The sequence below is a fragment of the Nocardioides sp. genome (assembly GCF_035576065.1).
GTDB lineage: Bacteria > Actinomycetota > Actinomycetes > Propionibacteriales > Nocardioidaceae > Nocardioides.
Genome location: NZ_DATLWX010000015.1, coordinates 123,013 through 149,651 on the forward strand (window position 1 = coordinate 123,013; position 26,639 = coordinate 149,651).

General features: G+C 69.2%; 26 protein-coding genes. 21 read left to right on the forward strand and 5 right to left on the reverse strand.

From position 1 onward, the window contains the following. Nucleotides 1-51: 51 nt before the first annotated feature. On the reverse strand, nucleotides 52-1,287 hold the full coding sequence (locus VNJ48_RS08235; RefSeq protein WP_325600946.1) for a DUF349 domain-containing protein: 1,236 nt from the start codon (nucleotides 1,285-1,287) through the stop codon (nucleotides 52-54). Nucleotides 1,288-1,391: 104 nt separating this feature from the next. On the opposite strand from VNJ48_RS08235, the gene VNJ48_RS08240 reads away from it, so the two are divergent. The 10 genes from VNJ48_RS08240 (at nucleotide 1,392) to VNJ48_RS08285 (ending at nucleotide 13,905) form a co-directional block, all read left to right on the forward strand. Beyond that, nucleotides 1,392-2,081: an MBL fold metallo-hydrolase gene (locus VNJ48_RS08240; protein ID WP_325601345.1), complete on the forward strand. Its 690-nt coding sequence runs from the start codon at nucleotides 1,392-1,394 to the stop codon at nucleotides 2,079-2,081. After that, nucleotides 2,081-3,439: a histidine--tRNA ligase gene (gene hisS / locus VNJ48_RS08245; RefSeq protein ID WP_325600948.1), complete on the forward strand. Its 1,359-nt coding sequence runs from the start codon at nucleotides 2,081-2,083 to the stop codon at nucleotides 3,437-3,439. The genes VNJ48_RS08240 and hisS overlap by 1 nt, the downstream gene beginning before the upstream one ends. Then, entirely contained in the window at nucleotides 3,436-5,223 is a 1,788-nt protein-coding gene (gene aspS / locus VNJ48_RS08250) for an aspartate--tRNA ligase (protein ID WP_325600950.1), read from the forward strand. The genes hisS and aspS overlap by 4 nt, the downstream gene beginning before the upstream one ends. A 196-nt stretch (nucleotides 5,224-5,419) precedes the next feature. Next, on the forward strand, nucleotides 5,420-6,436 hold the full coding sequence (locus VNJ48_RS08255) for an ABC transporter permease (protein WP_325600952.1): 1,017 nt from the start codon (nucleotides 5,420-5,422) through the stop codon (nucleotides 6,434-6,436). A 76-nt stretch (nucleotides 6,437-6,512) separates the two neighbouring features. After that, nucleotides 6,513-8,273, forward strand: coding sequence for an ABC transporter substrate-binding protein (locus tag VNJ48_RS08260; RefSeq protein WP_325600954.1), 1,761 nt, complete (start codon nucleotides 6,513-6,515; stop codon nucleotides 8,271-8,273). 163 nt (nucleotides 8,274-8,436) lie between these two features. Then, nucleotides 8,437-9,447, forward strand: coding sequence for an ABC transporter permease (locus VNJ48_RS08265; protein WP_325600956.1), 1,011 nt, complete (start codon nucleotides 8,437-8,439; stop codon nucleotides 9,445-9,447). Then, the gene (locus VNJ48_RS08270; RefSeq protein ID WP_414689924.1) at nucleotides 9,444-10,565 is read left to right on the forward strand and encodes an ABC transporter ATP-binding protein; all 1,122 of its coding nucleotides are present in this window, start codon (nucleotides 9,444-9,446) and stop codon (nucleotides 10,563-10,565) included. Before VNJ48_RS08265 ends, VNJ48_RS08270 begins: the two co-directional genes overlap by 4 nt. A 224-nt stretch (nucleotides 10,566-10,789) precedes the next feature. Beyond that, nucleotides 10,790-11,893 (forward strand): ABC transporter ATP-binding protein, encoded by a 1,104-nt coding sequence (locus tag VNJ48_RS08275; RefSeq protein ID WP_414689928.1) that lies wholly within the window; start codon nucleotides 10,790-10,792, stop codon nucleotides 11,891-11,893. Between the two features lie 42 nt (nucleotides 11,894-11,935). Next, a complete protein-coding gene (locus tag VNJ48_RS08280; protein ID WP_325600960.1) occupies nucleotides 11,936-13,282 on the forward strand; it encodes a replication-associated recombination protein A in 1,347 nt (448 codons plus the stop codon). A 2-nt stretch (nucleotides 13,283-13,284) separates the two neighbouring features. Further along, complete coding sequence (locus VNJ48_RS08285; protein ID WP_325600962.1) at nucleotides 13,285-13,905, forward strand: class I SAM-dependent methyltransferase; 621 nt, start codon at nucleotides 13,285-13,287, stop codon at nucleotides 13,903-13,905. Here the strand turns inward: VNJ48_RS08285 and VNJ48_RS08290 are convergent. Continuing rightward, complete coding sequence (locus tag VNJ48_RS08290; protein WP_325600964.1) at nucleotides 13,894-14,643, reverse strand: nucleotidyltransferase domain-containing protein; 750 nt, start codon at nucleotides 14,641-14,643, stop codon at nucleotides 13,894-13,896. The genes VNJ48_RS08285 and VNJ48_RS08290 overlap by 12 nt on opposite strands. Next, complete coding sequence (locus VNJ48_RS08295) at nucleotides 14,624-15,019, reverse strand: HIT domain-containing protein (protein ID WP_325600966.1); 396 nt, start codon at nucleotides 15,017-15,019, stop codon at nucleotides 14,624-14,626. The genes VNJ48_RS08290 and VNJ48_RS08295 overlap by 20 nt, the downstream gene beginning before the upstream one ends. Before the next feature lie 342 nt (nucleotides 15,020-15,361). On the opposite strand from VNJ48_RS08295, the gene VNJ48_RS08300 reads away from it, so the two are divergent. From VNJ48_RS08300 to VNJ48_RS08350, 11 genes are all read left to right on the forward strand, one after another. Then, the gene (locus VNJ48_RS08300) at nucleotides 15,362-15,907 is read left to right on the forward strand and encodes a hypothetical protein (RefSeq protein ID WP_325600968.1); all 546 of its coding nucleotides are present in this window, start codon (nucleotides 15,362-15,364) and stop codon (nucleotides 15,905-15,907) included. Then, the gene (locus VNJ48_RS08305; RefSeq protein ID WP_325600970.1) at nucleotides 15,907-16,164 is read left to right on the forward strand and encodes a DUF6167 family protein; all 258 of its coding nucleotides are present in this window, start codon (nucleotides 15,907-15,909) and stop codon (nucleotides 16,162-16,164) included. The genes VNJ48_RS08300 and VNJ48_RS08305 overlap by 1 nt, the downstream gene beginning before the upstream one ends. Beyond that, a complete protein-coding gene (gene alaS, locus VNJ48_RS08310) occupies nucleotides 16,164-18,869 on the forward strand; it encodes an alanine--tRNA ligase (RefSeq protein WP_325600972.1) in 2,706 nt (901 codons plus the stop codon). Before VNJ48_RS08305 ends, alaS begins: the two co-directional genes overlap by 1 nt. A gap of 3 nt (nucleotides 18,870-18,872) precedes the next feature. Continuing rightward, a complete protein-coding gene (ruvX, locus tag VNJ48_RS08315) occupies nucleotides 18,873-19,331 on the forward strand; it encodes a Holliday junction resolvase RuvX (RefSeq protein WP_325600974.1) in 459 nt (152 codons plus the stop codon). Next, complete coding sequence (gene mltG, locus VNJ48_RS08320) at nucleotides 19,328-20,476, forward strand: endolytic transglycosylase MltG (RefSeq protein WP_325600976.1); 1,149 nt, start codon at nucleotides 19,328-19,330, stop codon at nucleotides 20,474-20,476. Before ruvX ends, mltG begins: the two co-directional genes overlap by 4 nt. Then, nucleotides 20,476-21,306 (forward strand): shikimate dehydrogenase, encoded by an 831-nt coding sequence (locus VNJ48_RS08325; RefSeq protein ID WP_325600978.1) that lies wholly within the window; start codon nucleotides 20,476-20,478, stop codon nucleotides 21,304-21,306. The genes mltG and VNJ48_RS08325 overlap by 1 nt, the downstream gene beginning before the upstream one ends. Further along, the gene (locus VNJ48_RS08330) at nucleotides 21,303-22,094 is read left to right on the forward strand and encodes an A24 family peptidase (RefSeq protein ID WP_325600980.1); all 792 of its coding nucleotides are present in this window, start codon (nucleotides 21,303-21,305) and stop codon (nucleotides 22,092-22,094) included. Before VNJ48_RS08325 ends, VNJ48_RS08330 begins: the two co-directional genes overlap by 4 nt. A 90-nt stretch (nucleotides 22,095-22,184) precedes the next feature. Continuing rightward, entirely contained in the window at nucleotides 22,185-23,363 is a 1,179-nt protein-coding gene (gene aroC, locus VNJ48_RS08335) for a chorismate synthase (RefSeq protein WP_325600982.1), read from the forward strand. Continuing rightward, on the forward strand, nucleotides 23,360-23,875 hold the full coding sequence (locus VNJ48_RS08340) for a shikimate kinase (protein WP_325600983.1): 516 nt from the start codon (nucleotides 23,360-23,362) through the stop codon (nucleotides 23,873-23,875). The genes aroC and VNJ48_RS08340 overlap by 4 nt, the downstream gene beginning before the upstream one ends. Further along, complete coding sequence (aroB, locus tag VNJ48_RS08345) at nucleotides 23,872-24,996, forward strand: 3-dehydroquinate synthase (protein WP_325600986.1); 1,125 nt, start codon at nucleotides 23,872-23,874, stop codon at nucleotides 24,994-24,996. Before VNJ48_RS08340 ends, aroB begins: the two co-directional genes overlap by 4 nt. Next, nucleotides 24,993-25,427 carry a type II 3-dehydroquinate dehydratase gene (locus VNJ48_RS08350; protein ID WP_325600988.1) on the forward strand — a complete coding sequence of 145 codons (435 nt, stop codon included), beginning with the start codon at nucleotides 24,993-24,995 and terminating at the stop codon, nucleotides 25,425-25,427. Before aroB ends, VNJ48_RS08350 begins: the two co-directional genes overlap by 4 nt. On the opposite strand, the gene VNJ48_RS08355 is transcribed toward VNJ48_RS08350, so the two are convergent. After that, nucleotides 25,385-26,179, reverse strand: coding sequence for a helix-turn-helix transcriptional regulator (locus VNJ48_RS08355; protein WP_325600990.1), 795 nt, complete (start codon nucleotides 26,177-26,179; stop codon nucleotides 25,385-25,387). The genes VNJ48_RS08350 and VNJ48_RS08355 overlap by 43 nt on opposite strands. A gap of 22 nt (nucleotides 26,180-26,201) precedes the next feature. Continuing rightward, complete coding sequence (locus VNJ48_RS08360) at nucleotides 26,202-26,609, reverse strand: hypothetical protein (protein WP_325600992.1); 408 nt, start codon at nucleotides 26,607-26,609, stop codon at nucleotides 26,202-26,204. Between the last annotated feature and the right edge of the window lie 30 nt (nucleotides 26,610-26,639).

The window sequence follows — 26,639 nt, forward strand, 5'->3', positions numbered from 1 at the left end:
CAGGAGATGTCGGGTGCTGCGCGTACACCACAGACGCTTGTGGGCACGGCCTCAGCCGAAGTCGGCGGCCGCCCTGCGGGCCATGTCGAGGAACGCCTGCTTGTTGGTCAGCGACTCCTCGAGGCGCTTGACGGCCCGGTCGTCCCCGGCCGACCTGGCCTTGTCCAGCTTGGCCTGTTCATCGGCGATGCCGGCCTCGAGCTTGCCGATCATGTCGTCGGCCCGAGCGGACTTCTCCGGGTCGGACTGCTTCCACTTGTCGTCCTCGACGGAGCGGATGGTCTGCTCGACCTTGCGCATGCGGCCCTCGAGGTCCTTCATCCGGTCACGGGGGACCTTGCCTGCCGCGTCCCACCTGTCGGCGAGGTCGCGGAAGGCCTTCTTGGCAGCGTCCAGGTCGGTGACCGGCAGCAGCTTCTCGGCCTCGACCAGGATCGCCTCCTTGGCCTCGGCGTTGGCGGCGAACTCCTTCTCGGCCTCTGCGTCCGCAGCATCTCGAGCACCGAAGAACGAGTCCTGGGCGCCCCGGAATCGCTGCCACAGCTCGTCGTCGATGTCGCGGGGCGCAGGGCCGGCGGCCTTCCAGTCCCGCATGAGGTCGCGGTACTTGCCGGCGGTGGGGCCCCACTCGGTCGAGGTCGACAGGGCTTCGGCCTCGCTCGCCAGCCGCTCCTTGATCACCCGTGCGCCGTCGCGGCGCTCGTGCTCCTCGGCGAAGTGTGCCTTGCGGTGGCGGGTGTAGGTCGTGCGCGCGCCGCTGAAGCGGCGCCAGAGCGTGTCGTCGGTGGCCTTGTCGAGGCGGGGCAGCGCCTTCCACTGGTCGAGCAGGTCGCGCAGCCGGTTGGCGCCGTTGCGCCAATCCTTGCTCTCGGCGAGCTTCTCGGCCTCGAGGACGATCCGCTCCTTCTCCGCCTTCGACTCCGCGGTGCGCTGCGCCTTCTCGGCGCGCTTGGCGTCGCGCTGGATGGCGATCAGCGGGGCGAGGGCGTCCAGCCGGCCGGCGAGGCCGACGAGGTCACCGACGGCGTTGGCCTCCACGACCTGTTCGCGCAACGACTTGACGGCCGACACCGCCTCTTCGGGGCTGAGCTTGCCGGCGCCGATGCGTTGCTCCAGGAGGTGCACCTCGAAGGCGAGGGCGTCGTATCGGTCGGTGAAGAACTTCAGCGCCTCCTCAGGTGTCCCTTCGGCATATTGTCCGACGCTCCGTTCGCCGCCCGGGATGTTCACATAGACGGTTCCGTCATCGGCCACTCGGCCCCAGTCGGACTGCTTGTCGGCGCTCATGGTCGATCATCGTAGTCACGAGCACTCTCGGTAGGGTGACGCCCCGGACGCTTGGCGTCTGCTCACCGACCTCGACCCTGCCATCGCAGAAGGACTTCTCACTCGTGTTCATCGCCGGCTTCCCCGCTGGACCCTGGGGTACCAACTGCTACGTCGTCGCCACCGGACCCGGCAGTGAGTGCGTCGTCATCGATCCCGGCAAGGACGCCGCGGCGGGTGTCGCCGAGGTGGTGCGAGAGCACCGGCTCAAGCCGGTCTCGGTGCTGGTCACGCACGGGCACGTCGACCACATGTGGTGCGTCGCGCCGGTCGCCGGCACGTACGACGCGACGGCCTGGATCCATCCCAGCGACCGCCACCTGCTGGCCGACCCGATGGCCGGGATGAGTCGGGAGACCACGCAGATGCTTCTCGGTGGCGACTACACGTGGGCCGAACCCGACGACGTCCGGGAGCTCGGCGACCTCCAGGAGCTCGAGCTCGCGGGTCTGCGGTTCGTCGTCGACCACACCCCGGGCCACACCGAGGGTTCGGTCACCTTTCGTGCGCCGTACGCCGACGGCGCCTCCTCGACGCGGGCGGACATCAGCGAGGTCATGTTCTCCGGCGACCTGCTCTTCGCCGGTTCCATTGGTCGCACCGACCTCCCCGGGGGCGACCACCCCACGATGATGCGCAGCCTGGCGAGCAAGGTGCTGCCGCTCGCCGACGACATCGTCGTGCTTCCGGGCCACGGCGAGCAGACCTCCATCGGGCGCGAACGCGCGACCAACCCCTTCCTCCAGGACCTGTGATGGCAAACAAGATCGCTCCGCTCACCGGATTCCCCGAGCTCCTCCCCGAGCAGCGCGTCGTCGAGCGCGAGGTCATCGCCGCTCTCTCGCGCACCTTCGAGCTGCACGGCTTCGCCAACATCGAGACGCGCGTCGTCGAGCCGATCGACCGGTTGGCGAAGGGCGGCGAGATCGACAAGGAGATCTACGTCCTCCAGCGTCTCAATGCCGACCCCGCAGCCAGCGCCGAGCTCGGCATGCACTTCGACCTCACAGTGCCCTTCGCGCGCTACGTGCTGGAGAACGCCGGCAAGCTCGAGTTCCCGTTCCGCCGCTTCCAGATACAGCCCGCCTGGCGCGGTGAGCGCCCGCAGGAGGGCCGCTACCGCCAGTTCACCCAGGCCGACATCGACATCGTCGGCCGCGACACCCTCGGCTTCCACCACGACGTCGAGGTCGTCCGCGTCATGGTGGAGGCCCTCGGCGGCCTGTCACTCCCGCCGCTGTCGTTCCAGGTGAACAACCGCAAGCTGATCCAGGGCTTCTACCGTGGCCTCGGGATCCCCGACGTCACCACCGCGATCAAGGTGATCGACAAGCTCGACAAGCTCACCGCCGACACCGTCGCCGATCAGCTCGTCGAGCAGGCCGGCGCGACGCCCGAACAGGCGCAGCAATGTCTGCGGCTCGCCTCGATCAGGGTGGGCGACACGTCGTTCGTGGAGCAGGTCAGGGCGCTCGGAGTCGAGGACGAGCTCCTCGAGACCGGCCTGGCCGAGCTTGCGGCCGTGATCGAGGGGTGCGCCGACGCTGCCTCCAAGCGCGTCACCGTGGAGGCCAACCTGCGCATCGCACGCGGCCTCGACTACTACACCGGCACCGTGCTCGAGGTGTTCATGGCCGGCTACGAGCGCCTCAAGTCCATCGGCGGCGGCGGGCGCTACGACGCTCTGGCCAGTGACGGCCGGACCACCTATCCCGGCGTCGGGGTCTCGTTCGGGGTCTCCCGCACGCTCATCCCGCTCATCGCCGACGGTGTCCTCTCCGGCAGCCGCAAGGTGCCGAGCGCCGTCCTGGTGGCCGTCACCGACGAGGAACGGCGGCCCACGAGTGCGGCCGTCGGAGCGGCTCTGCGCGCGCGAGGGATCCCGTGCGAGCTCTCTGCCGACGCGGCGAAGTTCGGCAAGCAGATCAAGGCCGCCGAGCGCCGCGGCATCCCGTTCGTCTGGTTCACCCAGGACGACGGCACCCACGAGGTCAAGGACATCCGCACCGGCGACCAGCTCGCGGCCGACCCTGCGACCTGGACACCACCCGAGGCAGACCTGCGACCGCAGGTCCTCTTCGAACTCACGACCGACATCAAGGAGAACCAGTGATCCGCACCCATGACGCCGGCGCGTTGCGCGCCGAGCACGTCGGCCAGACAGTCGTCCTCGCCGGATGGGTGGCGCGACGCCGCGACCACGGTGGCGTCGCGTTCCTCGACCTGCGAGAGGCCAGCGGCGTGGTCCAGGTGGTCGTGCGGGACGCGGACGTCGCCGGGGAGCTGCGAGCCGAGTTCTGCCTCAAGGTGACGGGGGAGGTGGTGGCCCGCAAGGCCGGCAACGAGAACCCCAACCTCGACACCGGTGAGATCGAGGTCGTCGCCACCTCGGTCGAGGTGCTCTCCGCGAGTGCCCCACTGCCCTTCCCCATCGACGACGCCGGCACCGCCAAGGGCGGCGACGTGGGGGAGGAGGCCCGTCTCAAGCACCGCTACCTCGACCTGCGGCGCAGCGGCCCCAACAACGCGCTCCGTCTGCGCAGCAAGGTCAACAAGGCCGCCCGCGACGTGCTGGACCGCCACGACTTCGTCGAGATCGAGACGCCCACGCTGACCCGCAGCACGCCCGAGGGTGCGCGCGACTTCCTCGTGCCGGCACGGCTGCAGCCCGGGAGCTGGTACGCCCTGCCGCAGAGTCCACAGCTGTTCAAGCAGCTGCTGATGGTGGCCGGGATGGAGCGCTACTTCCAGATCGCCCGCTGCTACCGCGACGAGGACTTCCGCGCAGACCGCCAGCCGGAGTTCACCCAGCTCGACATCGAGATGAGCTTCGTCGAGCAGGACGACGTGCTGACCTTGGCCGAGGAGATCCTGGTCGCGCTGTGGAAGCTGATCGGGCACGAGGTGCCGACCCCGCTGCCGCGGATGACGTACGCCGAAGCGATGACCCGCTTCGGCAGCGACAAGCCCGACCTCCGGATGGGCCAGGAGCTCGTCGAGTGCACCGACTACTTCAAGGACACCACGTTCCGGGTCTTCCAGGCCGACTACGTCGGCGCCGTGGTGATGCCGGGCGGCGCGGGTCAGCCCCGCAAGCAGCTCGACGCCTGGCAGGAGTGGGCCAAGCAGCGCGGGGCGAAGGGGCTGGCGTACGTCCTGGTCACCGAGGACGGCGAGCTCGGCGGGCCGGTCGCGAAGAACCTCACCGACACGGAGAGGGCGGGCCTCGCCGCCCATGTGGGAGCCGCGCCAGGAGACTGCATCTTCTTCGCCGCGGGCCCGGTCAAGAGCAGCCGTGCGCTGCTGGGCGCCGCACGCCTCGAGATCGGTCGACGGGGCGGTCTGATCGACGAGAGTGCCTGGAGCTTCCTGTGGGTCGTGGACGCGCCTCTCTTCGAACCCGCCGGTGACGCCACCGCGGCGGGCGACGTGGCCGTCGGCAGCGGCGCCTGGACGGCCGTGCACCACGCATTCACCTCACCCAAGGACCTCGACTCGTTCGACTCCGACCCCGGCAGCTCCCTGGCGTGGGCCTACGACATCGTGTGCAACGGCAACGAGATCGGCGGTGGTTCCATCCGTATCCACCGCGAGGACATCCAGAAGCGGGTGTTCGCCGTGATGGGCCTGGCCGAGGCCGAGGCGCAGGAGAAGTTCGGCTTCCTGCTCGACGCGTTCAAGTACGGCGCGCCTCCGCACGGCGGCATCGCCTTCGGCTGGGACCGCATCGTTGCCCTGCTGGCCGGCACCGACTCGATCCGCGACGTGATCGCGTTCCCGAAGTCCGGCGGAGGGTTCGACCCGCTCACGGCGGCGCCGGCGCCGATCTCGCCCGAACAGCGCAAGGAAGCCGGTGTTGACGCGAAGCCGGCGGAGGATTTGTCGCCGGAGGGCTGACCCATCAGCAGATCTGCGGCGCCCGGTGGGCGTTGGTCGTGTCCGGATCGTTACGCGCCGGTGATCGTCCGTGAGGTCCGCGTCACATAGAGTCCCGAATCGGCGCTGAGGATCCCCCGGGTCCAGACCGCACCGACCGGGTCACCCCCGGCGCACCATCGCACCACTGACCAGCACCCGGCCAGATAGGGAGAGCATGTCGCAGCCGACTGCACCGGAGACATTGGGATCGTTGACCGACGAGACCCCGATCGATCCGAACAGCAAGAAGGCCAAGGCCATCACCGGCCGCTCACCGATGCAGATCGCTCTGGGTCGGTTGATGCGCGACAAGATCGCCGTCGTCTGCGCGATCGTCATCCTCTTCTTCATCATCGTCGCGGTGTTCGCGCCGTGGATCAACAAGTTTTTCGGGGTCGACACCGAGACGGTGTTCCCCAGCCAGTACCTCGACATCCTCGGGGGCGGCATGCCCCTCGAAGGCCCGCCGAACAACGGCTTCGACCCCGACCACCCCTTCGGCATCGCACCGCAGACCGCGGACGACAACCTCGCCTACTGGGTCGAGGGATGTCGCACCTCGCTGACGATCGCAGCCCTGGCCACGCTCTTCGCCTCGGTGCTGGGCGTCACGATCGGGCTGCTGGCGGGCTTCCTCGGCGGCATCGTCGACAAGGTGCTCTCGTTCTTCATCGACCTGTTCCTGACGGTGCCCTTCCTGCTGGCGGCGCTGACCCTCGCCCCGATCCTCAACGAACGGTTCAACACCGCCGACAGCTACGTCACGATCCAGAAGTTCTCGTTGATCGGCGTGCTGGCGGTCTTCGGCTGGATGGGGACGGCGCGCCTCATCCGCGGCGAGGTCCTCTCACTGCGCGAGCGCGAGTTCGTCCAGGCGGCCCGGGTCCTCGGCATGCCCACCTCGCGGGTCCTCCTCAAGGAGCTCATGCCCAACCTCGCCGCCCCGATCATCATCAGCGTCTCGCTGATGCTGCCGGCGTTCGTGGCGGCCGAGGCCGGCCTCGCCTTCCTCGGCATCGGCGTCACCAGTGGCGCCTCGTGGGGCCAGACGATCTCCAAGGCCGTCAAGTACTTCGAGCAGTACCCCCTCTACCTGTGGGAGCCGCTCATCGGCGTCGTCCTGCTCGTCCTCTCCCTCAACCTCCTCGGCGACGCCATTCGCGACGCCCTGGACCCCAAGACTCGTCGCTGATCAACCGAGAAGCGACCGAGACGTTGCCGCAGCACCTGCCGACGGCACGTACACAGAATAAGAAAGGCTGGGACACATGAAGCGGAACAAGCCGCTCGCGCTCGTCGCCGGTGCCGCTCTCATCACTCTCGCCGCCTGTGGTGGCGGCGACGGTGAAGAGAATGAAGGCACGACGGGCACCGAGAAGAAGTTCGGAGCACAGGAAGGTGGCACCAAGGACGCGACCCTCGAGGGTCCCGCCCAGGAGGTCGAAGGCGCCACCGAAGGCGGCACCGTCACGGTGTACGTCGCTGGCGACCCCGGCCCCAACTCGCTCGACCCGACCGATGGCTGGTCAGTCCTCGGCAACTCGATCCAGCAGGCGCTGACCCACCGCTCGCTGACGCAGTACAAGCGTGGCGAGGACGGTCAGCCCGTCCTGGTCCCCGACCTCGCGGTCGACCTGGGCGTGCCCAACGAGGACTTCACCGAGTGGACGTTCACGATTCGTGATGACGCGACGTGGGAGGACGGCAAGCCCGTCACGGCCGAAGAGGTGGCCTGGGGCATCCAGCGCTCGCTCGACGCCGAGACGTTCCCTGCCGGTCCCGGTGCTGAGTACTCCAAGGGTTACTTCGCCGGCGGTCAGGACTACGCCGGTCCCTACACCGACAAGGACAAGGCCTACGACGCGATCAGCTTCGATGGTCAGGACGTCACCATCAAGATGGAGAAGCCCTTCCCGGACATGGACTACTGGGGCGCCTTCATGGCGATGGGCCCGGCGCCGCTCGGCAAGGCTTCGCAGCCGCCGAACTACGGCACCGACCCGCTGTCCAACGGTCCCTACAAGATCGAGAAGTGGACGCCCTCTGAGGAGCTCATCCTCACCAAGAACGACCAGTGGATCGCCGAGAGCGACCCGGCTCGTCACCAGTACGTCGACGAGTGGATCATCAAGTTCGACCAGGACCAGGCCAAGGTCGACCAGATCATGCTGTCGGGCAACTCCGACTCGCAGACCGCGATCGCCACGTCCATCGGTTCGGACAAGTACGAGCAGGCCAACTCCGAGCTCGGTGAGCGTCTCGTGCAGCAGACCTCGCAGTGCGTCTCGACGCTGACGCCGGACTACACCAAGATCACCGACATCAACGTCCGCAAGGCACTGGCGTACGCCTACCCCTACCAGGACGTGTGGCTGGCCGGCGGCGAGGTTCCGGGCGTGACCCGCGTTCCCGCCAACTCGATCATGCCTCCCGGCATGGCGGGCAAGAAGGAGGGCTTCCAGCCGGACGGTGAGCAGATCGTCTACGACCCGGAGAAGGCCAAGGAGCTCCTCGCCGAGGCTGGCGAAGAAGGCTACGAGATCACGATGATCTTCTACGAGGTCGACCCGCTGGCCGTTGCCGTCCAGAAGCAGATCACCAAGGGCTTCGAGTCGGCCGGCTTCAAGGTCAAGGCGATCCCGGTCCAGGTCTCGCCCTACGACATCTGGTTGAACCCGGACGACAAGGTCAACAAGACCCTCAACCTGCGTGGCGTCAACTGGTGCTCCGACTGGCCGGCCGGCTCCACCATGCTGCCCCCGCTCCTGAGCGGCGACGGTGTCTACAACACCGCGCTCTTCTCCGAGCCTGAGATCGACGCCGAGATGGAAGAGATCGCCGGCCTGCCGCTCGAGGAGCAGGGCGCTGCCTGGGGCGAGCTGGACGCGAAGATCATGGAAGAATTCTTCCCGATCATCCCCACCGCGTTCCGCAACGACCTGTTCGTCTTCGGTGAGAAGATCGGCAACCCGAGCGGCGACGCTGCTCTGGGTGCGCCGAACTACAAGGACTTCTTCGTGATGCAGTGACCCTCTACCGTGAGTCTTCACGGTGAGTGTCACTCCTTGTAGCAAGGTTTGAGCAACACAGCTTCACCTGTCGGGTGGGGGCTCCTGGACCAGGAGCCCCCACTCGCCAGCCCGGGTGTTCATCACCCTCCATCCCCTCCACCCATCTCTGGGAGAGACTGCGATGTTCGCGTATATCGTCAAGCGGCTGATCTCGGGCTTCCTCGTCGTGACCCTGGTGTCCATGGGGGTCTTTGTCCTGTTCTGGTACGGCCCGTCCAGCCCGGCGAAGCCCATCTGCGACCGCGAGCTGGGCGTCCGCTGCAGCCCGGAGCGACTCGTGGCCTACGAAAAGAGCCTTGGCTACGACAACCCGATCTACACCGAGTACGGCAAGTTCGTGAAGGGCGTCGCCTTCGGTCGCGAGATCGCGTTCCGTACCGACGTCTACCAGTGCGACGCGCCTTGCCTGGGTCTGTCCTACAACACGAAGCAGCCCGTCACCGAGGAGCTCGTCAGTCGTCTGCCCGCGACCATCTCGGTCGCTGTCGGCGGCGCCTTCCTCTATCTGCTGCTGGGCGTGCCCATCGGCGTCGCCGCCGCTCGACGGCGGGGCTCGGTGGCCGACAAAGCGCTCGTCTCCAGCTTCTTGTTCCTCAGCTCCATCCCCTATTACCTGTTCGCGCTGCTGACCTGGCTCTATCTCACCGTCCTGTGGGAGGCACCGTTCGTCTCCGACGTCGGCTACTTCTCACCGTTCTCCGAGGGACCGCTGAAGTGGTTCGGGGGCCTGTTCCTGGCCTGGGTCGCGCTCGGCATCTTCGGCTGCACCCAATACACGCGCTACACGCGAGGTGCCATGGTCGAGGCGTTGAGCGAGGACTACATCCGCACCGCGAAGGCCAAGGGACTGCCCGCACGCACCGTCGTCTACCGGCACGGCCTGCGCGCCGCGCTGGTGCCCGTCGTGACCATCTTCGGCATCGACTTCGGCACCCTGCTCGCCGGCACCATCTTCACCGAGCGCATCTTCGAGATCCAGGGCATCGGCTACTGGAGCCTGCAGGCGGTGGGCAACAAGGACCTGCCCGTGGTGGCAGCCACCGCGCTGTTCTCCTCGGTGATGCTCATCTGCAGCAACTTGATCGTCGACGTCGTCTACAGCTTTCTCGACCCCAGGGTGAGGCTTTCGTGACCAGCACCGTTCCCAGCTCAAGTCCCGGCCCAAGTTCCGGCTCCGACTCCACCGCCGGCCGCACCGAGGGCCCGATCCTCGTGGTGGAGGACCTCACGGTCACCTTCCCCACCGAGGACGGACCCGTCTCGGCGGTGCAAGGCCTGAGCTACTCCGTGGAGATGGGCAAGACCCTCGGCATCGTGGGCGAGTCCGGCTCGGGCAAGTCCGTGTCGAGCATGGCCGTCCTCGGCCTGCACGATGCCAAGTCGAGCAAGATCACCGGCTCGATCCGTATCGACGGCACCGAGGTCGTGGGGCTCTCCGAGAACCGCTTCCGCAAGCTTCGTGGCAACACCGTCTCGATGATCTTCCAGGACGCGCTCGCGGCCCTGCACCCGTTCTACAAGATCGGTGCGCAGCTCGCAGAGGCCTACCAGGTCCACCACCCCGACGCGAGTGATCGCGATGCCCGGCGCAAGGCCATCGAGATGCTCGACCGCGTCGGCATTCCTCAGCCCGACAGCCGGGTCGACGACTTCCCGCACCAGTTCTCCGGCGGTATGCGGCAGCGCGCGATGATCGCGATGGGCCTGATCAACGACCCGTCCCTGCTCATCGCCGACGAGCCCACCACCGCCCTGGACGTGACGGTGCAGGCGCAGATCCTCGATCTCCTGCAGGACCTCCAGCGCGAGTTCAACTCCGCGGTCATCATCATCACCCACGACCTCGGGGTCATCGCCGAGACAGCCGACGACGTGCTGGTCATGTACGCCGGCCGCTGCGTCGAGTACGGCACCACGAAGGAGATCCTCACGCACCCGGAGATGCCCTACACCTGGGGTCTCCTGTCCAGCATCCCCGACATCTCCGCCAGCACCGACGCGCGGCTGATCCCCATTCCGGGCAACCCGCCCAGCCTGTTCAGCCCGCCCACCGGCTGTGCCTTCCACCCGCGCTGCGGGTTCAAGGACAAGGTGCCCGGGCGGCTGTGCTACGACAAGATGCCCGAGCTGGCACCGGGTTCGGGCCGCATCGAGCACCTCAAGCGCTGTCACCTGGCCAACCCCGACGCGATCTACCGGGCCGAAGTCCTGCCGGAGATCGCTCCCGACCTGGTCGAGGAGATCCGATGACCCAGGACCCCAACGCTGAAGCACAAATCGCACCGAGCGAGGTGGGCGCCAGTGCCGCCGACACCGGGGAGCGCGAGACCACTGTCCCGGCCGACGGTGCAGTCGGCGTCCAGGAGGACGGCTACAGCGACCACGAGATCGCGATCGCCAGCAACTTCGAGGGCCACACCGCGTCGAGGCTCGACCCGACCGCGGAGGCAGTGCTCGAGGTCGAAAACCTCAAGATGTACTTCCCGGTCAAGTCGTCGGGCCTGCTGCGCCGCACCATCGGCCACGTGCAGGCCGTGGACGGCATCTCCTTCCAGGTGCCCCGCGGCGGCTCCCTCGGCCTGGTGGGCGAGTCCGGCTGCGGCAAGTCCACCACCGGTCGCCTGATCACCCGGCTCTACGACCCCACCGCCGGCTCGATGATGTTCGAGGGCAAGGACCTCGCGCAGCTCTCCCAACGGGAGATGAAGCCCTACCGTCGCGACGTCCAGATGATCTTCCAGGACCCCTACACCTCGCTCAACCCCCGCCACACCGTGGGCGCCATCGTGGGCGCGCCGCTGGCGGTGCACGACATCGTCCCGAAGAACAAGATCCTCGGACGGGTCCAGGAGCTCCTCGAGGTCGTCGGTCTCAACCCGGAGCACTACAACCGTTATCCCAACGAGTTCTCCGGCGGCCAACGGCAGCGCATCGGTATCGCCCGCGCGCTGACGCTCAACCCGAAGCTGCTGGTGGCCGACGAACCTGTCTCGGCCCTCGACGTCTCCATCCAGGCCCAGGTCGTCAACCTCCTGCAGGACCTGCAGAAGGAGTTCGACATCGCCTTCCTCTTCATCGCCCACGACCTGGCGATCGTGCGGCACTTCTGCCCCGAGGTGGCGGTGATGTATCTCGGCAAGATCGTCGAGATCGCCGACCGCGAGACTCTCTACTCCCACTCGCACCACCCCTACACCCAAGCGCTGATCTCGGCCGTCCCGGACGTGAAGCAGGCGGCGATCGGTGGTCGTCGCGAGCGCATCCGCCTCGAGGGCGATGTGCCGAGCCCGATCAACCCGCCGTCCGGCTGCCGCTTCCGCACCCGGTGCTCGTATGCGCAGGAGATCTGCGCACGGGTCGAGCCGCCGTTGCTGCAGATCGGCTGGCGGCACAAGGTCGCCTGTCACTTCGCCGGCGAGCTGGGTGCCCACCCGGCGACCCCGGTGACGACCGAGCTGCTCGGCGTCGACGACCAGGGCACCCCGACCGGCACCGCGACCGCCGCGCCGTTGATGACGGGCCCGGGCTACGAGCCGGAGTGGTATGACCTCAAGACCAAGCAGCTGACCTCGGCCTGAGTGGACTCCCTCTTCGACATACCCGAACACGCGGGGACGGGCGTGCCCGTCTCCGCTGTCGGCAAGGGATCACTGGGCGCCAACACGCACGCCTCAGCACCGCTCGCGGTGCGCATGCGACCGCGCACGCTCGACGAGCTCGTCGGGCAGGGACAGCTACGGGCAGCGGGATCTCCGCTGCGGCAGCTGATCGAGGGCGATCAGTCGATGTCGTTGCTGTTGTGGGGACCTCCCGGCACCGGCAAGACGACCATCGCTTCGATCGTCAGTCAGCAGACCAAGCGGCGGTTCGTCGAGGTCTCGGCTGTCGCGGCTGGGGTCAAGGAGGTACGCGCAGCCATCGACGCCGCCCGGTCCGAGCTCGCGCGCGGGGGTAGCGAGACGGTGCTCTTCGTCGACGAGGTGCACCGGTTCACCAAGGCCCAGCAGGACGCGCTCCTTCCGGGCGTGGAGAACCGCTGGGTCACCCTGGTGGCGGCGACGACGGAGAACCCGTTCTTCTCGGTGATCTCCCCGTTGCTCTCGCGCAGCCTGCTGCTCCGGCTCGAGTCGCTGACCGACGACGACATCGTCGCCGTCGTGGAGCAGGCCCTCGTCGACGAGCGTGGACTTGCAGGCGGCTTCGAGATCGACGAGGACGCGCAGGCTCACCTCGTCCGGTTGGCCGGCGGCGACGCCCGCCGCGTGCTGACCTACCTCGAGGCGGCTGCCGGCGCGGCACGCTCCCAGGACAACACGCTGATCGACGTTGCCACGGCCGAGACGGCAGTCGATCAGGCGGCCGTGCGCTACGACCGCCAGGGCGACCAGCACTACGACGTGATCAGCGCCTTCATCAAGTCGGTGCGCGGCTCGGACGTCGATGCCTCGTTGCACTACCTCGCGCGGATGATGGAGGCAGGCGAGGACCCCCGCTTCATCGCACGCCGCCTGGTGATCCTGGCCAGCGAGGACGTCGGACTCGCTGACCCCTCGGCCCTGACCACGGCGGTGGCCGCCGCGCAGGCCGTCCAGCTGATCGGCATGCCGGAGGCGCGGCTCAACCTGGCCCAGGCCACCATCGCGCTGGCCATCGCCCCGAAGTCGAATGCGGTCATCCTGGCCATCGACGCCGCCAGCGCCGATGTCCGGGCGGGGAAGATCGGCAACGTCCCGCCGCACCTGCGTGACGGGCACTACGCCGGGGCGGAGAAGCTGGGGCACAACAAGGGCGCTCCCAAGCCCTACGTCTACAGCCACGACGAGCCCTTCGGCATTGCCGAGCAGCAGTACGCCCCGGACGTGATCGCGGAAGCGGCCTACTACCGGCCGACCGCACTGGGTGCCGAGGCGGCGATCAAGGACCGCTGGGAGCGCGTCCGTCAGATCATCCGCGGGAAGGCGAGATAGCCGTGGATCGCGCTGGCGTGCCGGGGATCGAGGAAGCCCTTCGCAGCTACTACGACCGGGAGATGAGCGACCGGGCAGATCGTCCCTTGGGCGAGCACCGGGAGACTCGGTTGACGGAGTTCCTTCACCGGTGCGGCGACGAAGGATTGTCCTCGGTGGTCGAGGTGGGTTGTGGTGCCGGGCGGGACGGAACGGTCCTGCACGCCGCCGGACTCGACTACGCAGGCGTGGACTTCACCTCCGCGGCCGCGAGGATGTGCAGCGGTCTGGGACTGAAGGCCGTCCAGGCATCGGCGGTGACCCTGCCCTTCGCAGACGGGTCATTCGATGCCGCTTGGTCGATGAGCACGTTGATGCACCTCCCGGCAGACGGCATGAGGACCGCGCTCGCCGAGATGCAGCGGGTCGTGCGGCCGAGGGGCCTCATCGAGGTGGGGATATGGGGTGGCACCGAGGAGCGGGAGTGGACCGACCAGCACGGCCGCTACTTCTACAGCCGCACTGACGAGGACATCCAGTCGCTGCTCTCGGCCATGGGCGAGATCCTGGCCTTCGGCACGTGGAGTCGCGGCCAGGTTGGCGGTCACTACCAGTGGGCCCGCGTCCGTCGCTCAGGCGTGTGACGTCAGCCGCGGGTCGGCCCGAGCCTTCCTGATCATGTCCAGGGTCAGCCGCCACGACGCGAGAGCGTCCAGGGGTCGTCGCGCACAGCCATGCGTGGTCCGACCGGCGCGACGGGCGCGCACTGCCGCCGCGAGCGCGGTCGGGACGTCACAGCGCGACGAGTCCTCGAGGGCCGCCGACTTGGTGATGAGCTCGCCTGTTGCCAGTGCGCGGTCGGCGCGAAGCATCGTGGTGACCGCCAGGTCGAGGTGGTCGGCTCCGAGCCACAGCCACGGTCGGCGTACTGCCCACGACCAGTATCCGGTCAGCTCCTCGCCCGCCGCACGCGCGATGTCGTCCGCGCTCATGCTGGGCCAGACGTCGGCGGGCTGCACGCCGAAGACGGCATAGCCGTGCTGGGCCAGCTCGGCTCGGGCGATCCCGGAGAGTCGGCGTCGGATGAACTGCCCGTGCGTCCAGGTGTCGTGCTCCTGACCGGGTCGGTCGAAGAGATCGGCGGGGACGTAGGTGCACCCCAGCTTGCTGGTGGGTTCGACGGCGTGGTGGATCGCGGTGACGGCGGCGCGTTGCTCCCGGCTCAGGACGTCGGCCGTCACCGCCACGAGGTCCAGATCGCTGACGCCGTCATGGTGGTCACCGGTCGCGAGTGAACCACCGACGTGGAGCGCCCTCACCCAGCCGAGGCCGGTCAGCTGCCGTGCGAACCCAGCGACGATCTCATTCGGCGACTGCGTCATCGTTCGAGACGAGCGGGGAGGAGGAGGAGCGAAGACGCGCGCCGGAATGGATGTGGACGCGCAGGTGCTGCGAGTCCTGGTAGTTGCCCAGGTTGCTCATGACTGGTTGAGCCCCGAGCTCCTCCTCCACGCCTCGCGCCAGCGACTGGGCGACCTTGAGCACGGCGGCGACGTCGTCCTGGTCGATCGCGGAGGCACGAGTCAGCGAAGCGATGTGCCGCTTCGGGATGACCACGAGGTGGAACTCCCACTTCGGCTTGGTGTGGTGGAAGGCGAGCACCCGATCGTCCTCGTGCACGATGTCGAGCTCCGCGGGATGAGCAAGGGCGACGTCGCAGTAGAAGTCGTCCCCGACGTACTCAGCGCCGTCGTGCACGTCTTGCCTCCTGGGATAGGTGCTAAGCCTCTCAGCACCATAGGGCCTGGAGCGCGCCCGTAGTTCCTGTGCGCGCCGATTCTCGCTCCTGAAATGCTTGGAGGGCCCGGCATCCGTGGTGTGCCGGGCTCCTCGTTCAGACAAGCCGTGTGGAACGTGACCGAGTTCTCGTCCGGCCGCTACTCGAGGATCTCCGCGTACCACTCGCGCTTGACCCCGTCATGGGTCCTCCTGTGGCGGCGCTTGCGGTGCACCGCGTTCGATGAGGGGCAGGTACCCGGGAGCCGGCCCTCCTGCCAGCGCCCCCAGCCCGCCTGACGGCCGGGTTATAGGGTTTCGCAGATGAACGGTGACCAGGTCGGGCTGTGGATGACGGCGGGAGGCGCAGTGGCGCTGGTCCTGCTGGTCGTCTGTGCCCAGCTGTGGCGCACCTCCCGCCGGCTTGTCGCACGAGTTGAGTCGCTCGAGGCGCTCGAGGCGCTCGAGGCCGAGCGGCCCGCGCGGCCCGAGCGGCCCGAGCGGTTGGGACCACCCGGGACTGCGGGACCCGTCGCGGCCGACCCGTCGTCCTACGTCATCACACGCCTCGACGACGCCGACCTGGACCCCGTGGCCACCGTCGACGGAGTCGTGTCCGCGCGTATCGACGCCCCGATGTTCGCGGACATCGTGGCTCGAGAGACCGTGATCAAGGCCGCCGGTCTGGCGCACGGTCTCCGGCGAGCCCTGTCGGCCGAGACGCGCAACCGGATCAGGTTCGAGATGAAGCGCGAGGTCAAGCGTTCGCGCAAGCAGCGCCGTGCCGACATGAAGGCCGCGCTCCGTGACGTCCAGGCCCGAGAACGCGCACACCCTGTCGAGGGGCAGGACGGGGAGGACGCCGCCTGATGGCCAGATCGCTGTGGTTCGTGGCCGGAGCGGGGGCAGGCGTCTATGCGATGTCCCGCGCCCGGAGGGCTGCCGAGGCCCTCACCTCGGCCGGTCTCAAGGATCGGCTGAGTGGAATCGGGGTCGGCGTGAGACTCTTCCGCGACGAGGTGGCCGCCGGACAGGCCGAGAAGGAAGCCGAGTTGCGCGAGCGCATGGGCCTCGTGCCTCATGGGGTTCCCGAGCTGACGACACACGACACGATGAAGGACCACTGATGGACACCGCCGAGATCCGCCGCCGCTTCCTCGCGCACTTCGAGGCTGCCGGACACGCGGTGGTGCCTTCCGCCTCGACGCTCGCCGACGACCCCAACCTGCTGTTCGTCAACGCTGGCATGGTCCCGTTCAAGCCCTATTTCCTCGGTCAGGAGTCCCCGGGCTTTGGTCGCGCCACGAGCGTGCAGAAGTGCATCCGCACACCCGACATCGAGGACGTCGGCAAGACGACGCGGCACGCGACCTTCTTCGAGATGTGCGGCAACTTCTCGTTTGGCGACTACTTCAAGGAAGGCGCGATCGAGCTGGCCTGGGACCTGATCACCAAGCCGGTGGCCGACGGCGGCTACGGGCTGGACCGGGACCGCCTCTACCCGTCCGTGCTGGTTGGCGACGAGGAGGCCATCGAGCTCTGGATCAAGGTCACCGGGCTGCCGCGTGAGCGGATCATCCAGCTCGGCCCCAAGGAGAACTACTGGTCAATGGGGGTTCCCGGCCCAGGCGGCCCGTGCTCGGAGATCCTGTTCGACCGCGGCCCGGACTTCGGCCCTGACTTCGACACGGCCACGCTCGGCCCCGACATGCCCGTCGAGCTCGAGGACCGGCTGCTGGAGATCTGGAACCTGGTCTTCATGCAGGACGACCTCAGCGCCGTCCGCACCAAGTCCGACTTCGACATCGCGGGGTCCCTGCCCAAGAAGAACATCGACACCGGCATGGGGTTGGACCGCGTCGCGCTGCTGCTACAGGGCAAGCGGACCATGTACGAGATCGACATCGTGCACCCGGTGATCGCACGGGCCGAGCAGCTGACCGGCAAGACATACGGCGCCGATCGCACCAATGTCGACGACATCAGGTTCAGCGTCGTTGCCGACCACGTGCGCAGCTCGATGATGCTGATCGGCGACGGCGTCACCCCGGGCAACGAGGGACGCGGCTACGTCCTGCGCCGGCTCCTGCGCCGCGCCGTACGCTCCATGCGCCTCCTGGGCTTCGACGATCCCGCGCTGCCCGAGCTGATGCCGGTCTCCCGCGACGCGATGAGTCCGACCTACGACAACCTGGTCACCGACTGGGAGCGCATCGCGCAGGTGGCCTATGCCGAGGAGGACGCCTTCCGCAAGACACTGCAGGCCGGCACGCAGATCTTCGACCTGGCCGCCCGGGACGCGAAGACGGCCGGCGCCGCGACGCTCGGCGGCGACCAGGCCTTCGCCCTGCACGACACCTACGGGTTCCCGATCGACCTGACCCTCGAGATGGCCTCCGAGCAGGGCCTCACCGTCGACGAGCCGGGCTTCCGCGCCCTGATGGCCGAGCAGCGGGACCGCGCGAAGGCCGACGCGAAGTCGAAGAAGGGGCAGCACGCCGACACCACGGTCTACCGCGGCCTCCTGGACACGCACGGGCCCACGGAGTGGCTCGCCTACGAGACCCTCGAGACCGAGTCGAAGCCGCTGGCACTGCTCTCCGGCGGTGCGCCCGTCCGGGCCCTGGGTGAGGGCGAGGTCGGCGAGCTCGTCCTGGACCGCACGCCCTTCTACGCCGAGTCCGGCGGACAGGCGGCTGATGCCGGGACCATCGTCTTCGAGGGTGGCCGGCTCGAGGTGCTCGACGTGCAGCGTCCCATCAAGGGACTGGTCGTCCACCAGGTGCGCGTCACCGAGGGCGAGCTGTCGGCGGACGCTGCTGGACTCCACGCCGTGGTCGACCCCGGCTGGCGGCTCGGCGCCCGGCAGGCTCACTCGGGCACGCACGTCGTGCACGCGGCGCTCCGCGAGGTCCTGGGCCCCAGTGCCCTCCAGTCGGGGTCCTTCAACCGGCCGGGCTACCTCCGTCTCGACTTCGGCTGGACGCAGGCCTTGAGCCGTCAGCAGGTGCGCGACATCGAGCAGGTCTCGCAGCAGGCGCTGCGCGCCGACCTGCCCGTGGCCTGGGACTACATGACGTTGGAGCAGGCCAAGGACTGGGGCGCGATCGCGCTCTTCGGCGAGACCTACGACAACACCCAGGTGCGCGTCGTCGAGATCGGCGGACCGTGGTCGCGCGAGCTCTGCGGCGGGACGCACGTCGACCACTCCTCCCAGATCGGCACCATCGTGGTCACCGGCGAGGCCAGCGTCGGCTCGGGCAGTCGGCGCATCGAGGCCTTCACCGGCGTCGAGGGCTTCGACTACCTCGCCCGTGAGCGCGATGTCGTGGCCCAGCTGACGGGCATGCTCAAGACCCAGCCCGACTCCCTCGTAGGACGCGTCAGCGACCTCGTCGACCGCCTCAAGTCGGTCGAGAAGGAGGTCGAGAAGGCCCGGATGGTCCAGCTGCTGGCGGGCGGATCGGATCTCGCGGCGCAGGCGGCCGATGTCAGCGGCGTCGCCGTCGTGGCGCACCGCGTCGACGGCGCGGGCGGCGGCGACGTCCGCACCCTCGCGATGGACGTGCGGGCACGGCTCGACTCGTCCCGCCCGGGGGCCGTGGTCATCGCTGGTGTCCAGGGCGGGAAGGTCGCGGTCGTCGCGGCGGTCAACGACCTCGCACGCGAGCGCGGCGTGAGCGCCAACGATCTCGTGCGCGCCGTCGGCTCGCTCATCGGCGGCAAGGGCGGCGGCAAGGACGACGTCGCGCAGGGCGGCGGCAGCGACGCCACTCGTCTTGACGAGGCCCTGGTCCTGGTCAGCACCGAGATCGCCCGGACGGCCGGCTGAGTCGTGCGGAGCGGAGTACGCCTCGGACTGGATCCGGGAGACGCCCGGATCGGGGTCGCGCGGAGCGACCCCAGCGGGTTCCTGGCGACGCCCGTCGAGACGGTGCGTCGCGGTCGAGGTGACGTGTCGCGGCTGGCTCGGCTCGTCCGGGAGACCGAAGCGGTCGAGGTGGTCGTCGGGCTGCCCCGCTCGTTGTCGGGGGACGAGGGCCCGTCGGCGCTCAAGGTGCGCGGCTTCGCTGCCGTGTTGGCGCGGCAGATCGCGCCCGTACGAGTCAGACTGTGTGATGAGCGACTGACCACCGTATCGGCGGAGTCCATGCTCCGCGACCGCGGTCGCAAGGGACAGGACCGGCGATCGGTGGTCGACATGGCAGCCGCCGTACTCATCCTGCAGAACGCATTGGACACCGAACGCGCGAGTGGCACCGCGCCTGGAGAGATCGTCGAGGTCGAGCAGTGAGTGAAGAGACCACCGTCGAGGATGACGGCTACTACGAGGGCGGGTCGCGTCGCGCGAAGAAGAAGCGCGGACTTCCCGGCTGTCTGGCCGTGCTGGTCGCGCTGGCTGTGATCGTGGGTGGTTTCTACTTTGCCGTCGACCGGGGGGTGGACTGGGTCCAGGGCCAGTTCTCGACCGCGGAGGACTTCTCCGGCCCCGGCAAGGGCAAGGTGGCCTTCGAGGTCAGTGAGGGCGACGCAGTTGCGGCCATCGGCCGCAACCTCAAGGCCGAGGGCGTGGTCGCGTCGGTGCAGTCCTTCCTCGACGCAGCCGCTGCCGACCCGGACTCCTCCGGGATCCAGGTCGGTTTCTACGAGCTGAAGAAGGAGATGGCCGCCGAGGACGCTCTCGCCGTGCTGCTCGACCCGGCCAACCAGGTCAAGAGCGTCGTCACCGTGCCGGAAGGACTGCGGGTGGAGGACATCGTCACCCTGTTGGCGAAAGACACCGAGTGGGGCGCAGCCAAGTGGAACGCGGCACTGGCCGACGACGCCGCCATCGGCCTCCCCGAATACGCTGAGGGCAACCCCGAGGGCTATCTGTTCCCGGCGACCTACGAGATCGGTCCGAAGGACAAGCCCAAGGACATCCTGGCCAAGATGGTGGACCGTTGGCGGCAGGCCGCGGACGAAGCCGGTCTCGAGGAGAAGGCTGCCGAGCTGGGCAAGACGCCGGCGGAGCTGATGATCATCGCGTCGCTGATCGAGGCCGAGGGCCGCGGCGACGACATGCCCAAGATCTCCCGGGTCATCTACAACCGTCTCGACGGACCGGGCGACAAGGGCGGCACCAACGGGCTGCTGCAGATCGACGCGAGCGTCAACTACGGCCTCGACCAGGAGCTCGGGGTCGCCCTGACCACCGAGCAGCTGGCGCAGGACACGCCCTACAACACCTACACCCGGGTGGGTCTGCCGCCGACGCCGATCGAGGCGCCGGGCGACGCGGCCATCGCCGCCGCGGCCAACCCCGCCGACGGTGGCTGGTACTACTACGTCACGGTCGACCTGGCGACCGGCGAGACCAAGTTCGCCGAGACCTACGACGAGTTCTTGGACTACAAGGATGAGTTCACCCAGTACTGCACCACGTCCGACGCCTGCTGATGGCGCGTCGGTGCGGGGTGCTGGGTGACCCGATCGCTCACTCGCTCTCGCCGGTCCTCCATCAGGCGGGCTACGACGCCCTGGGCCTGGACTGGGAGTACGCCGCCCACCGGGTCGGCTCCGGCGGGCTTCCCGCCTTCGTGGACGGCCTGCGCCAGGACCCGACCGGCGACTGGCGCGGCCTCTCGCTGACGATGCCGCTCAAGCGCGAGGCTGTGCCGCTGGTCGACGAGCTGACCGAGCGGGCAAGGCTCGCACGCGCCGTCAACACGATCGTCCTCCAGGACGACCGTCTGCTCGGCGACAACACCGACATCCCGGGGGCGATCGCGGCCATCCGGGAACGCACGTCGGCACCGCTGGCGAGCGCAGTGATCATCGGCGGTGGCGCCACCGCGACGTCGGTCGGGCTCGCGCTGGCCGACCTGGGCGTACGCCGACTGGAGATCCTCGCCCGCTCGACCGAGCGTGCCTTCGAGGCAGTCGAGACGGTGGCCAGCCACCCCGGCCGCCCGGACGTCACGGCGCGCCGGCTCGACGAGTTGACCGCACTGGAGGCCGACCTGGTGGCGTCCACGATCCCGCCGGAGGCACAGGACGCGCGTCTCGTGGCGGCGTGCAGCGACATACCGGTCGTCTTCGAAGTGACGTATCACCCATGGCCCACCCCGCTGGCGGCATCGGTCGGCGACCGGGTGCTGGTGGGTGGGCTCGACCTGCTGGTCCACCAGGCGGCCGTCCAGTTCGAGCTGTTCACCGGCGCACCCGCGCCCGTGGCCGCGATGCGGGCGGCCGGGGAGCGGGCCCTGGCGGAGCGGACGTCCCCTTGAGCGTCCTCGGTGCCCTCGTGGCGGGCCTCCTGTGCGGATTGCTCGGACTCCTCGTGCCGCGGCTCATCGCAGCGGTGCCCGAGCCCGAACCCAAGCCCGAACCGGACCTCGAGCTCGAGTCCGAGTCCGACGCTGAGCTCGAGTCGGGGCTCGAGTCGGGGCTCGAGTCGGGGCTTGCACAGGCTGTCGAGGAGAAGGAGCTGTACGTCGACATCGCGGCCGGACCTCGTCTGGCACCGGGCAGCACCGTGACCTGCGCGATCGTGGGGGCCCTGGTCGGTGGGGCAGTCGGACTCGACTGGTCGCTGCTCTTCCTGGTCCCGCTGGTGCCTGTCGGCGTGGCCCTGGCTCTCATCGACTGGCGGACCCGGCTGCTGCCCACGTGGATCATCAAGCGGACCTACATCGCGCTGATCCTGCTGGTCGTCATCGCCGCGCTGGCGAGCGGTGACCCGTGGCTCCTGGTGCGAGCAGCCATCGGCTGGGCCGTCCTCGGGGGGTACTACTTCCTCGCGTGGCTGATCTACCCCCCCGGGACCGGGTACGGCGACGTCCGGCTCAGCGGCATCCTCGGGATCGTCCTGGGCTACCTCGGTTGGGGAGAGCTCGCGCTCGGCGGCGCCTCGGCGTGGGTGCTGGGCGCACCAGGCGGACTGTTGCTCATCGCCCTCAAGGTGGTCGACCGGCGTCACAACCCCTTCGGACCATGGATGCTGATCGGGGCCCTGCTCGGGATCGTCGCTGGGCCGGCGTTCGCGGTCTGGATGTGGGGCGACCTCGCCGCCTGACGGCGCCACCATCTCGCCGCGCAGCGGCAGCACCATCTCGCCGCGCAGCGCCGGGGTCGAGCAGAAGTGCTCGCGTGAAAGACTGCGCCAATGCTGCGTTGGCTCACCGCGGGCGAGTCCCACGGCCCCTCCCTGGTCGCCATCCTCGAGGGGATGCCGGCTCACGTCCAGATCACCTCTGCCGACATCTCCGACGCGCTTGCGCGGCGCCGGCTCGGCTACGGCCGGGGCGCACGGATGAAGTTCGAGGCCGATGAGGTGACGATCACCGGCGGCGTCCGCCACGGCGAGACCATGGGCGGACCCGTCGCGATCCAGGTGGGCAACACCGAGTGGCCCAAGTGGGAGAAGGTGATGTCGGCCGACCCGGTGGACCCCGCCGAGCTGGAGGCGCTGGCTCGCAACGCCGCACTGACCCGGCCGCGACCCGGGCACGCCGATCTGGTCGGCATGCAGAAGTACGACTTCGAGGAGGCCCGCCCGATCCTGGAGCGTGCCTCCGCCCGCGAGACCGCGGCCCGGGTCGCGCTCGGCCGGGTCGCCAGCAACTTCCTCCTCCAGTCCGTCGGTGCGGAGGTCGTCAGTCACGTGGTCGAGCTGGGTGGGGTGCGCGCTCCCGCGGGCTCGGTCCCGGAGCCCGGGGACGTGGAGCGCCTCGACGCGGACCCGGTGCGCTGCCTGGACCCCGAAGCCGCGGCAGCGATGGTCGAGCGGATCGACCAGGCGCACAAGGACGGTGACACCCTCGGCGGGATCGTCGAGGTCGTCGTCCACGGACTCCCGCCGGGGCTCGGATCCCACGTGCACTGGGACCGACGGCTGGACGCACGCCTTGCCGGTGCGCTCATGGGCATCCAGGCGATCAAGGGCGTCGAGGTCGGCGACGGATTCGAGACCGCCCGCACCCCGGGCTCGCTGGCGCACGACGAGATCGTCGCCACCCCGGGGGGCCTGCGGCGTACGTCCGGTCGCTCGGGCGGCACCGAGGGCGGGATGTCCACGGGTGAGGTCCTTCGTGTCCGCGCCGCCATGAAGCCGATCGCGACCGTCCCCCGGGCACTGAGGACGGTCGACGTCGCCACAGGCGAGGAGACCGTCGCCCACCACCAGCGCTCCGACGTGTGCGCCGTGCCGGCTGCGGGGATCGTGGCCGAAGCCATGGTGGCGCTGGTCCTGGCCGAGGCCGTGCTCGAGAAGTTCGGCGGCGACTCGGTGGGCGAGACCCGCCGCAACGTCGAGGGCTACCTGGACACGCTGAGGTTCAGATGAACCCCCGGGTCGTCCTGATCGGCCCGATGGGGGCCGGCAAGAGCACGGTGGCCTCCTTGCTGGCGACCGCCTGGGGCGTGGCTGCGCGCGACACCGACAACGACGTCGAGGACGCCGAGGGGCGCACGATCGCCGAGATCTTCGTCGACTCCGGGGAGGGCTACTTCCGCACCCGTGAGGCCGCGGCCGTGGCCGACGCGCTCGCCACCCACGACGGCGTGCTCTCACTCGGGGGCGGGGCCGTCCTCGACCCGGCCACCCGCGAGCTGCTGGCCGGACAGACCGTGGTCTTCCTCCGCGTCGGCCTCGCCGAAGCAGTCAAGCGCGTCGGGCTGGGAGTGGGCCGCCCGCTGCTGCTGGGCAACGTCCGGTCGCGGGTCAAGGCCCTGCTCGACGAGCGCACGCCGATCTACGAGTCGACCGCCACGATGGTGGTCGACACCGACGCACGCACGCCCGACGAGGTGGCCTCCGAGATCGTCGCCGCGCTCGCCCGAGAGGGACGCGGATGAACGACACCGTGCTGCACGTCGGGGGCGCTGCGCCGTACGACGTCGTCGTCGGCCACGACCTGGCCGGACAACTGCCCGCCATGCTGGGCGAGTCCGTGGAGCGGGTCGCCGTCCTCTACGCGGGCGAGCTGGGCGAGCTCGTGCAGCCCCTGGTCGACTCGCTGGTCGAGCACTACGACGTGCTCGCGCTGGGCCTGCCCGACGGCGAGCGAGCCAAGACCGCGCCGGTGGCGGCCGACTGCTGGCAGGCACTCGGCGAGAGCGGCTTCACCCGCTCGGACGCCGTCGTCACCTTCGGGGGTGGCGCCACCACCGACCTCGGCGGGTTCGTCGCAGCCACGTGGCTGCGAGGAGTGCGGGTCGTCCACGTGCCGACCACGGTGCTCGGGATGGTCGACGCGGCCGTGGGCGGCAAGACGGGCATCAACACCCCCGCGGGCAAGAACCTCGTCGGTGCCTTCCACGAGCCGGCCGGGGTGCTGTGCGACCTGTCCCTGATCGCGACGCTGCCGCGAGCAGAGCTCGTCGCCGGGCTCGGCGAGGTCATCAAGTGCGGCTTCATCGCCGACCCGGTCATCCTCGACCTCGTGGAGTCCACCGACCCGGCCGACCTGACGGCCGACTCCCCGGTCACCCGTGAGCTGATCGAGCGGGCCATCCGGGTCAAGATCGACGTCGTCATCGAGGATTTCAAGGAGATGGGCGGCTCTGCCGATCTTGGGGAGGGCCACCCGGGCCGCGAGGTGCTCAACTACGGCCACACACTCGCCCACGCGATCGAGCGGACCACTGACTACGCCGTCCGCCACGGCGAGGCCGTCGCCATCGGATCGGTGTACGTCGCGGAGCTGGCCGCCAGGGCCGGGTCCCTCGACCCCGCACTCGTCGATCGGCACCGCGCCGTCTTCGCGCGCGTCGGCCTCCCGACGACCTTCGCCGACGCCTCCTTCGAGGACCTGCACGCCGTGATGAAGGTGGACAAGAAGTCGCGGGGCAACCAGCTGCGCTTCGTGGTGCTCGACGACCTGGCTCGGCCACGGATCCTGGCCGGCCCGTCCGAAGAGCACCTGCGGGCGGCATACGCGGCACTGAACGACTCGGGGATCGGCTCGGCGTCGTGAAGGTCCTCGTCCTCAACGGACCCAACCTCGGCCGCCTGGGTCGCCGGCAGCCGGAGATCTACGGCCACACCACGCACTCCGAGCTCGCCGAACGGTGCATCGCCTGGGGAAGTGCCGTGGGCCTGGACGTCGAGGTCCGCCAGACCAACCACGAGGGCGAGCTGCTCGACTGGCTCAACAGGGCGGCCGACGACGGCACCCCGGTCGTGCTCAACGCCGGCGCCTGGACGCACTACTCGCTCGCGCTCTGGGACGCGTGCGCACAGCTGAGCGCCCCGCTCGTCGAGGTGCACATCTCGGACCCGAAGCAGCGTCCCGAGGAGTTCCGGCACACCTCGGTGGTGGAGCCGCACGCGATGCTGACCATTGCTGGTCGAGGGATCGACGGCTACCGCGAGGCACTGTCCGCGGTCGCCGACGCCGTCAGCTGATCGCGGGTCGCGGCGTCGGCCGGATAGAGGGCCTCGATCGCCAGCTCCGCCACCGTCACGTCCCGGGGGGTCCCGAAGACGGTGGTCGTCGTGAGGAACGACAGCACGTCGTCGCCATACCGGAACCGCACGGTCTGCACGATGTCGGGCGGCGTGGAGTGCTGCGGGGCGGGGTGGTCGGCGAGGAGCTCACCCAGCCGCGGGTCGCCGGACGTGTCGAACTCGTGCTGGATGCGGTGGAGGATCCCAGCCCGCCACTCGTCGAGGTTGACGATCCGGGGAGCCAGCCCGCGCGGGTCGAGAGTGAGCCGGACGACGTTGACCGGGGGCTCGAGCAGGTCGGCGGGGATGTCTGCCAGCAGGCGGTATGCCGCCTCGTTGGCCGCCACCAGGTCCCACCCGCCGTCGATGACCAGCGCCGGGTAGGGCTCGTGGCCGGCCAGGATGAGCTCGAGAGCCTCGTTCACCTGGGCCAGCGCGGGGGAGTCGAGCGGGAGCTCGGTGGCGCCGGGAGCGAAGCCGGCGGCGGTGAACATCCGCCGCTGCACTCGCAGCGGGACATCGAGGGCACTGCCCAGCTGGCCGATCATCGTCGGGCTCGGCACGGACTTGCCGGTCTCGATGCAGGACAGGTGCCGGGTGGACACCCCGCAACGGTCCGACAGCGCCTGCTGGGACAGGCGACGGCGTTCGCGCCAGCGGCGTACCAACGCCCCGACGTGGTCCTGCAGGAGCTCGGGCTCGACGGTCATGTGCCCACGATGGCAGGCCAGCTCAGCCACGTCGCGCGAACCACAGCTGGCCGGCGGCACAGGCTCCCACCAGGACCGCCTGGAGGACGTCCCACACCCGGCCGACGGTGGTGAGGTCGCCGGCCACTGCATAGGCGAGGCTGGCTGCGACCCAGGCGGCGTTGAGGGCGGCCAGCTCGAGGAGGCCCGTGCGCGGCACGGGTCGGCGGGTGGCGAGGTAGGCGACTCCTGCGCCGACCAGCACCAGGAAGGCGCCGAGGCCGAGGAGCACCGAGGTGCCGACCCCGAAGAGCTCGGCGAGCCATCGGGCGGTGAGCAGGTAGACGAGGCCGTTGGCGGTGGTGAGGGCGGCGTCGCCCAGCAGGAACGGCCGCAGGGCCGGGTGGGTGAGGTCGTCGTGGAGGTGAAGGGCGTCCGTTGTCGTTGTCATGCGTCCAGCCTCGACGTGGGACCGCGTGGG